The 9196-nt window shown below is 37.0% G+C and carries 4 protein-coding genes; 1 reads left to right on the top strand and 3 read right to left on the bottom strand.

The genetic code is table 11. The annotated features are described in order from the left end of the window. The first annotated feature begins 454 nt into the window (after positions 1-454). Positions 455-2911, top strand: coding sequence for an outer membrane beta-barrel protein (locus tag OGI71_RS22185; RefSeq protein ID WP_282252003.1), 2457 nt, complete (start codon positions 455-457; stop codon positions 2909-2911). A 107-nt stretch (positions 2912-3018) separates the two neighbouring features. Here OGI71_RS22185 and OGI71_RS22180 read toward each other — a convergent pair whose 3' ends face one another. From OGI71_RS22180 to OGI71_RS22170, 3 genes are all read right to left on the bottom strand, one after another. Next, entirely contained in the window at positions 3019-3915 is an 897-nt protein-coding gene (locus OGI71_RS22180; RefSeq protein WP_282252001.1) for an alkaline phosphatase, read from the bottom strand. A 479-nt stretch (positions 3916-4394) separates the two neighbouring features. Further along, positions 4395-5957 carry a RagB/SusD family nutrient uptake outer membrane protein gene (locus tag OGI71_RS22175; protein ID WP_282251999.1) on the bottom strand — a complete coding sequence of 521 codons (1563 nt, stop codon included), beginning with the start codon at positions 5955-5957 and terminating at the stop codon, positions 4395-4397. A gap of 19 nt (positions 5958-5976) precedes the next feature. Then, positions 5977-9159 (bottom strand): TonB-dependent receptor, encoded by a 3183-nt coding sequence (locus tag OGI71_RS22170; RefSeq protein ID WP_282251997.1) that lies wholly within the window; start codon positions 9157-9159, stop codon positions 5977-5979. Between the last annotated feature and the right edge of the window lie 37 nt (positions 9160-9196).

Raw genomic sequence — 9196 nt, 5'->3', positions numbered from 1 at the left:
ACAACATACAAAAAAATCTACCTTATTAAATCTTTTAACACATTTAAATCACAACACAAAGAACAGGAAATTAAAAAAAACTTAAACATGATTTATAATTGGATAAAACGCCTACTAACATAGGACAAATAAAAAAATCACTTCACCCCTCTTTTCACGAACATTTAATTCCTCAGAGAATAACCAAATATACCAAACAATAAATATCAAATCAAGAATTTTATGTTAAATATTCTCCAAATTTTTAGACGCAAAAAAAAACAATTAGAGCCAAACCTATACAACAATAACAAATTAATCACTAAATTTCCAATACAGAAAATAATTACACATTAATCACAAATTACATTTAGATTTCATTACATCTTTCAAATATAATTTACTACCTTAGTTTTATAAAACTATATTTTTAAGAAACATTAAAAAATAAGCCAAAAAGCTAATTTAAAACCAAATGACATCTAAATCTAATCCCCGAAACTTTCGAATAAATACTATTTTAAAAATAACGGTCTTCATACTTTGCTGTTATTCATATTCAGATATAAAAGCCCAAACAGATGTAACTGGTTATATTGAAAATACTAAGGGCAAGAGCTTGACGGGAGTAAATGTAAAGGTTAAAACCTATGATAAATATGAAATAAAAAAAATGGCTATAAGCGATTCTTCAGGAAAATATATCATCAAACAACTACCAATGGGGTATTATTCTGCTAGTATTCAGCTGATAGGATTCAAAACAAAAATTATAAAATTTCATATTGACAGTAATGATTTTTATGAAAAAAAATTAGAAAATATAAGATTAGAAGAATCAGATAATCTTCTTAGCGAAGTTACAGTTAACAGAAATAAGCCTATGATCGAAAGAAAAGAAGATAGGATAACAATAAATATTGGATCGGGTTTAACTTTAGCAGGAAATACAGCAGTTGATATATTGAAAAAGGCACCTGGGATAGACATAAATCCTATTACCGAACAATTTTCTTTAAATGGAAGGACAGGGGCGTTAGTGACAATAGATGATAAACCAACCTATATGAGCTCAACAGCTTTGATGAATATGTTGAAAAGTATGTCCAGCAATCAAATTGAATCAATTGACTTGATTTCAGATCCTTCCTCACGTTATGATGCTACTGGCACCGCTGGAATAATTAATATAAAAACAAAAAAACAAAAAGACAGAGGATTATTACTTGAATTAAATGGCGGATGGGGGCATGGTTTAGCAGGTAAATATGATGCAGGCTTTAATCTAGATTATTCAGAAAAAAAAATATCAGTACATGTAGATTATAACTATTTTAAAAACCAAAGCATTACCAAGATCAACTCACAACGAAAATCATATATTAAAGACACTGTTAATAATTTCGATCAATCATCAACTTTAAAAAAAAGAAGAACTGGAAATAATTATAAGTTTGGATTTGATTATCATATTTCGAAACTACAGTCAATCGGCATAATCGCTCAAGGCTATCTTAACCAATCGAAGCAGATGACTTTTGGAAATACACAAAGAATTCAGATTCCAGGCGAAAGAGAAAGTATAGATATATTAGGTGAACTTAAAGATCATTACAAAAATAATATAATAAATTTGAACTACTTTGGAAAATTTGATTCCATCGGACGTCAATTAGCCATAGGTCTTGATTATTCAGCCTATTATGGCAGAAACAATGAAATACGCAGAAATGACTTCTCTACGACTAAAAAGACAAGCTATAGAGAAGTTAATAATAGCGGGAATTCCAAAATAACCATAAAAGCAGGAAAAATTGATTATACACATCCATTCGATAAGAAGACAAAACTCGAATTTGGGTTAAAGTCTAGCGTAGTAACAACCGAAAATAACTTACTGTTATCGAATAAAACATCAGATTCCAATATTTGGTTGGATGATCCGGAAGCCACAGGAAAATACATATATAAAGAAAACATAAATGCTGGATATTTCTCTTTTTCCAAACAATTTTCGAAAACAGAATTTAAAGCTGGAGTTCGAGTCGAAAATACAATGGTCTCACGTTCTTTTAAGGATGTAAACAAACTTGAAAATTTCAATTACACAGACTTATTCCCTAGTGTTTCAATCTCACAAAAAATAAAAGAAAACTATAATTTGTCTCTTACTTATAGTCGAAGAATAGACCGTCCGAGTTATGACGATTTAAATCCTTACCTCATATTTATCGATGAATACAACTATGCGAAAGGTAACCCTTACCTAAATCCGCAATATACTCAATCTCTTAGCCTAACGAATACCATATTTCATAGATTTAATCTATCAGTAAACTATAGCTCAACCAGAAATCCAATGATTAATATGATAAGATTAGCTGATGACGGTGTTAGAACAATTGCAATTAAGGAAAACCTAGGTCGACAGAAAAACCTCGGAGTAAATCTTTCCGGAACAATCAAACCAATAAAAAACTGGTCGACCAGTGCTAACTTACAAATTTTTAACTCAAAGTACAATTATCAAAATTCTTTTGACAATATAGATTATCAGATGACATCCTTTTCAGGTACCATTTACAACACTGTTCAAATTAAATATGCGATAGAAATAGAAAGCTCTTTCCGTTATAGAACCGCGCTCCAATATGGCATTTATAGAGTCAGTCCGCAGGCTGTCACAAATTTAGCTATTCGCAAGAGCTTTTTCGAAAACAAATTGCGATTAGAGCTCGCTATTGATGATTTATTTGACGGCCAAAAGACTGTTGTGAAAACCGATTATAATATGCAGTTTAAGGGAAATGAAAAATATGAAACTCGAATAATTTGGTTAAGTGCACGCTATCGATTTAACAATGGTAAAAGCAATAAAAAGAATTCAAATCAATCAGGAATAGAATCTGAAGGAGATAGATTAAAGAGATAAATAATTGTTGATTCAAGTTAAAAAACTCTCCTAAAAATTTTTCAAAAACACTTAAAATATCCCTAAAAACCTTAATTGTCACAAGAGGATTTTTATCCTCTAGCTGTTCAATCCTTCTGAAAAGCCTTAATTGCCTGCCCGCGCCAAGCCACATCAAGTGGGGCTCCAAGCAACCAGGTCAATGTCGGACCAATATCATAAATCATTACCGTTCCTTTGATCTCTTTTCCCTTTGGCACACCCGGTCCAGTCATCAGCCAAGGAATCTCCACTTCTGCTAAGGATTTTCCACCATGACCTTTACCCGTCCCACCATGATCCGCAGCGACAACAAAGATCGTTTCGTCAGCAATGCCCGCATCCTTAAGCGCTTGTTGTAACGTTCCGATCCTCCGGTCAACATTTTTTAGTTCGGCATAGTATTCTGGCGTATTGTGGCCAATATTATGACCGACACCATCAGGTTGATCGAAATGCACAAAAGTAACTGTAGGTTTCTCCTTTTTGATGATATCTACGGTTGTATTCAATGCCGCTTCATCATCATCCTGGGTATTAATGATCTTCTGAACCACCTTATTATCTATCAAATATCCTATTCCAGGCCAGCTATGTACCACCGCAAATTGGGCTTGAGGATTTTTCTGAGCGACCGCATTAAACAAAGAAGGAAACATGCCATTTTCGGTTTTAGCCGTTGACGGAATTTCAGGAGTCTTACTATCCCATTCCGTATAGCCATGTGTTGTAGGCCCGGCCCCCATCAGCATGGAAGCCCAGTTCACCGCGCTCGAAGAAGGCAAAACCGTACGCACATGTGTGCTATAAGTTCCGTCCTGCATCATCTTTTTGAGATTTGGCATTTCGGCTTTAGGTAATGCATAAGCACCGAAACCATCGAATCCCACTAAAACGACATGTTTGATTTTTTTGCTTTGTGCCATCGCACCATAGGTAGATAGACCTATCAGAAGGAATGACAGTAATAGATTTTTAATTTTCATCTGTATAAATTTTTATAAGTGTTGGTATCATCGGTATACATGAGTTCGGTTCATTCGGTTCATGCTGCCTTCGGCGGTTTCAATTGTGATGAAGCTATCAGATTCATTCCTAATTTATTATTTAATGATATACATGAACTCGGTTTAAATAAATCATGATGAATTCATAATTATTGAACTTTCAAAGACTTGATACATCAAAAATAAAAACTTTATTCTATCTATTATGTTAAGTAAACATTATTTAATAAGCCTAACCGATATGTTACATAAGAAAATTAAATACAGTTTAAGTAAACAACGGTTATCAAGCCAAAAATGACAGTATATTTTCCATAGTATATCAATGTATATTTCGTGATCCCAGCATGTCCCAAAAAGTTTAACATTTAAATTAGAAGCTGTATTCTACTGTTATATAAAATAGTGTAATATAATAATGGCTATCAAATTGATAGCCATTATTATGAAAAAGTGATCTATTGATACCCCGGATTCTGGGTCAGTTTATTGTTACGCTGTATCTCATCAGGCGAGATCGGCCATAATAAATCAGACTCTTTGAATACTGCTCCGGACGCATTCTTCGCTCCAATTAAAGGGACAAAATCCACTTTACCAGCTTCCGTTTTAGAAATCACAGGAAACATCTTTGTCCGTACGATATCATCCCACATTTTGTACTCCAAAGGAAATTCTCGTAGCCGCTCTTTCCAACATTCTTTCACAAAGTCATCTACCGACAATAGCTGTAATTCAGATGTATACTGCGCGGCAGTTTTTCCCTCGGTATTCGCACGAGCCTTAACTTTAGCTAAATATCCCGCAGCTTCGGCACTTACTCCAGTTGTTTTAGCGATACTTTCAGCAGCAGTTAACAATGCTTCCGGATAACGATAAAAATTCCAGTCTTTTGTACCTCTTCCTGTCGACAGCAAAGCCTGCTCATCCACATAATACCATATCCCGGCCTCCTCTGATGTCCATTTTTTACCGTTAATCGGATTAGTATAAGACCAATGATAGAATTGATTTGGTTGGATTCTTAAATCTTTTTTGTCATATACATTCAAAAATTGTTTGGTAGGGCCGAAAACACGCTCAAATATCGAATACGTATCAAAAACAGATACGGCCGTAGAACTAAAAGCGGTGGCAGTCCTCGCTCCGCTATTAGTAACCAGATCATTAAATTCTTGCGCATAAATGACCTCATCCAAGTCATCAGTCTTACGCAGCAAGTTGTATGCGCTATTTTCCTTAAAGTCGATATTCGCCGTCATCTTATGCGGTGAATTAACCACAATTTTTGCATTGGCTGCTGCATCGGCAAATTTACCTTGCTGCAAATAAACATCAGCTAATAGCATTGCTGCCGCATATTTTGTAATGCGATGACCATTATCAACGAATGTTTTGGCTGGCAATATTTCTACAGCACTTTTTAAGTCCGCTTCAATCAATTCATAGATTTTCGCAGCATCAGTACGCTCTAGATAAAGCGGATCACTAAGTTTCTCATTTGGGAGTGTATACAAGGGGAGTGCGCCAAATGTTTTGACGAGATAAAAGTAGTTGTACGCTCTAAAGAATTTCGCCTCAGCCAATAAAGTATTTTTCTTGGTCTCATTGACCATACTTATTTGCGGGATATATTTTATACCAGCATTGGCAATATTGATAGCCTCATAAGCCTCATCCCAAATGGTATTCATGGTTGGGGATATGACACTTGTATTTTGTTGCCGAGTTAATTCACGGGCAAATAGCGTAACCCGCTCCTGTCCTTCGTAGCTATTTGTAAAATACCCAGTCAAAATGGTATTAATGGAAGCGGTAGATCCCAGATAGGAACCCGTTGTAGAATAACGTAATGGTGTACCGCGACGGTAAAGTGCATTGACTGTTGCTTCCGCCTGTCCTTCATTTTCATAATAACTTATTAATGACAGGTTTGAACTGGGATTCTCTTCCAAAAATTTATTACAGGATGTTGTGAAAGCCATTCCGGCCAATAACAACATAAATAATTTAGTCTTCATCTTTTTTAAATTCTATACATTAAAATGTGACATTTACGCCCAAAGAGAAAGTTTTCGCCCTAGGATAGGAGAAAAATGTCATGTTTTGTCCAAATTTCCCATTCCCCTGTGCTGTAAATTGGGAATTATATTCTGCGTCATATTGAGAAGTACTTTCTGGGTCATAACCTTTAAAATCTTTTGATGTGAACAAAAATGGATTATTCGCATTCGCATAGATCCGTAATCTGGATAAGCCTATCCGCTTTAGCACATCCGCGTTAAACGTATAGCCAAATTGTATCAAATTTACCCGTAGATAGGAACCGTCCGCGACCCAAGCATCGTCCACGTTCGTGTCCTGACCAGCATGCCCTCCATTGGTCAAATAGATTGCTTGCTGCATCGTATTCGGATTTGAACCATTATACGCATCAGTTAAAATTTCCTTCAGGCCATTGGTAATGCCAAAACGATCGTAAGTTGAATGGAAGAATTGTTGCATGACATCTACCCCTTTCACGAATTGTAGATCCAATGTAAAGTCAAAGTTCTTATAACGTAAGTTATTGATAAAACTCCCGGTCCAATCTGGCAACCCCTTTCCGATGATTTCTTTTTCAGCGGTACGTTTGGCCCGTCCTATATCTTTCAATTCCGCATTTCCTGCATCCACATCGGCCTGCGTATACACGCCCAACCTTCTATAGCCATAGAAGCTATTTAAGTTTTCGCCTACACGAAGAATACTGTTGGCGCCACCGACCCAATCATTCTTGAGGATATCCGCATTGTTTTCGCCCAATTTCAATATTTTATTTTTGTTATAGTTGGCATTCAATGATGCTTTCCATTCAAAATTCTCATTGGTGACAATCGTCCCGGTAATCATCATATCCAAACCTTGATTCTGGACGGAACCAATATTTTTCATAACAGTTTTAAAACCGGTCGCTCTTGGCAGTGGAGTCTCCAGAAGGAGATCGGTCGTTTTACGACGATAATAAGAAACATCCAAATTTAGGCGATTTTGAAGTAAACCCAATTCCACCCCAACATCAAATTGCGCTGTTTTCTCCCACTTTAAATCTTCATTTGAAATCGTTTTAACATAAGACCAGGGAGCCCGCCCATTATTCAATAAAATTGTTCCCGCATCTACGATCGCTAACGACTGATAAGGATCAATTTCAGAGTTACCGGTTAATCCATAGCTGGTATGTAACTTGAGGTTGCTAATGGTCTGATTACCCTTTAAAAACTCCTCATTGGAAATATTCCAAGCAAGCCCTAATGAAGGGAAAAACGCATATTTATTGTTCTTACCAAATTTGGACGAACCGTCATAACGACTTGTTACTGTCGCAGAATAACGATTGTCATAGGAATATGCAGCCCTTAAGAAGTACGAATTCATCGACCAATCATTGTAAAAAGATTCAGGCGTAGCTGGTGTAACACCTAAATTCATTCTATTATATTCATAGAAATCATCGGGAAAGCCTTCCGTGCGCATTTTATCATAATCATAGGTCTTCTGCTGCCAAGATAGACCTGCCATTGCATTGATTCGATGCTTATCGAATTGCTTATTATACGTCAAATAGGTTTCTTCCTGCCAATACAAGGTATTCGTATGTGTACGTTCTGCCCATCCATTTGGCCGGGAAATATTATTCAACAGCTTTGAAGAATACCCTTTATAATCTTTCCGATGGTGATCGATCCCCAATTGCGTTTTCAGGTCCAATCCATCAGCGAGATGAAATGTCAGTGCCGCATTTCCAAAAATCTGCGTATTGTACCGCATCCGTTTTTGCAAATCCAGGATGGAAACTGGATTTGCCATCCCTTCAAAACTCAATTTTTCAGCTACGGTAGATGAAGCTGAATTTGTATACAGACCATTCTTATCATAAACCGGATACCAAGGAATCATCTCGATCATCGTCCGACGTGCTTCCTGACCACCACCGTCTTCTGGCGTATAACGTCCCCAGGTATGATTGACTGTCAGGTTTATGGCCGTAGAGAGCCAAGATGTTGGTTTTGCATCATAGGCCATTTTTGCATTTACCCGTTTATTCCAGGTATTGTTCATAATTCCCTGTTGATCCGTATAATTCAAAAATGCGCCAACGGATGACTTTTCATCCCCCTGTTGTACGTTCAACTGGTGATTATGTGAAATCGCTGTCCGTGTTGCCTCGTGTTGCCAATCTGTATTATACAAGGGATTGCCATTGGCATCAAAATAATTTGCATCATTAAACCAGGTTTTCTTGTCTAAGGACCAAGACTTTCCTTGATATTTATTTTCATTTTCAAGACCGATCATAAAGGCATCTACCCATTCCTGTGCATTCAGTAGATCCATGTAGCGTTGCGCAGAACTTACCCCTGCCGATCCCTGGTAACTGATTGTTCTAGACCCATCTTTGTTTCCACGTTTTGTTGTCACCAAGATAACGCCATTGGCACCACGTGCACCGTAGATAGCTGCAGAAGAAGCATCTTTCAGAACCTCGATATTTTCGATATCATTTGGATTCAGCAAATGGAAATCTTCCATGACGACTCCATCTACTACATATAATGGGTTGGAAGAAGAATTGATCGTCGCAACACCACGAATAACAACTCTATTCGCATTAGCGCCTGGTTGGCTGGAATTAGAAAAGATATTGACCCCTGATGCTTTACCTCTCAAGGCATCTAAAGGGCTAAAACTTTGATCTTTAATCATGTCAGCACCTTTGACCATCGCAATGGAACCGGTTACATCCGATTTGCGCATTGTACCGTAACCAACAACAACGACTTCATCCAATTGGCCCTGATCCTCTTCCAATTGTACGGTGATGGTAGTACCGGCGACAGTCACCTCTTTCGATTTATAACCGACGGAAGTAACCACCAGCACATCACCAGATTTTGCTTCTACAGAGAAATTCCCCTGTGCGTCTGATTGGGTACCATTAGAGGTTCCCTTAACTGCTACAGTGGCTCCTACAAGAGGTTTTCCGGTAGCATCCAGTACTTTTCCCTTCAATTGTTGCTGCAGATTACGAACTTCTTTTACGAAGGATTTACCTTCGTAATTTGCTGAAGTTGCTACAGCGGCATTGACTTGTTGAAATGTACCAGCAATGACAGCTAATGAGAAAAATAACTTTGATTTTTTCCCAAGCTGCACAAATGATTTTACGTCAACTGTGCTCATATTAATAGTGATTTGGTTTATAAAAACGTTTTAGCAA

It is taken from the genome of Sphingobacterium sp. ML3W (assembly GCF_029542085.1).
Lineage (GTDB): Bacteria > Bacteroidota > Bacteroidia > Sphingobacteriales > Sphingobacteriaceae > Sphingobacterium.
This window is presented reverse-complemented; position numbering and strand designations above follow the sequence as displayed.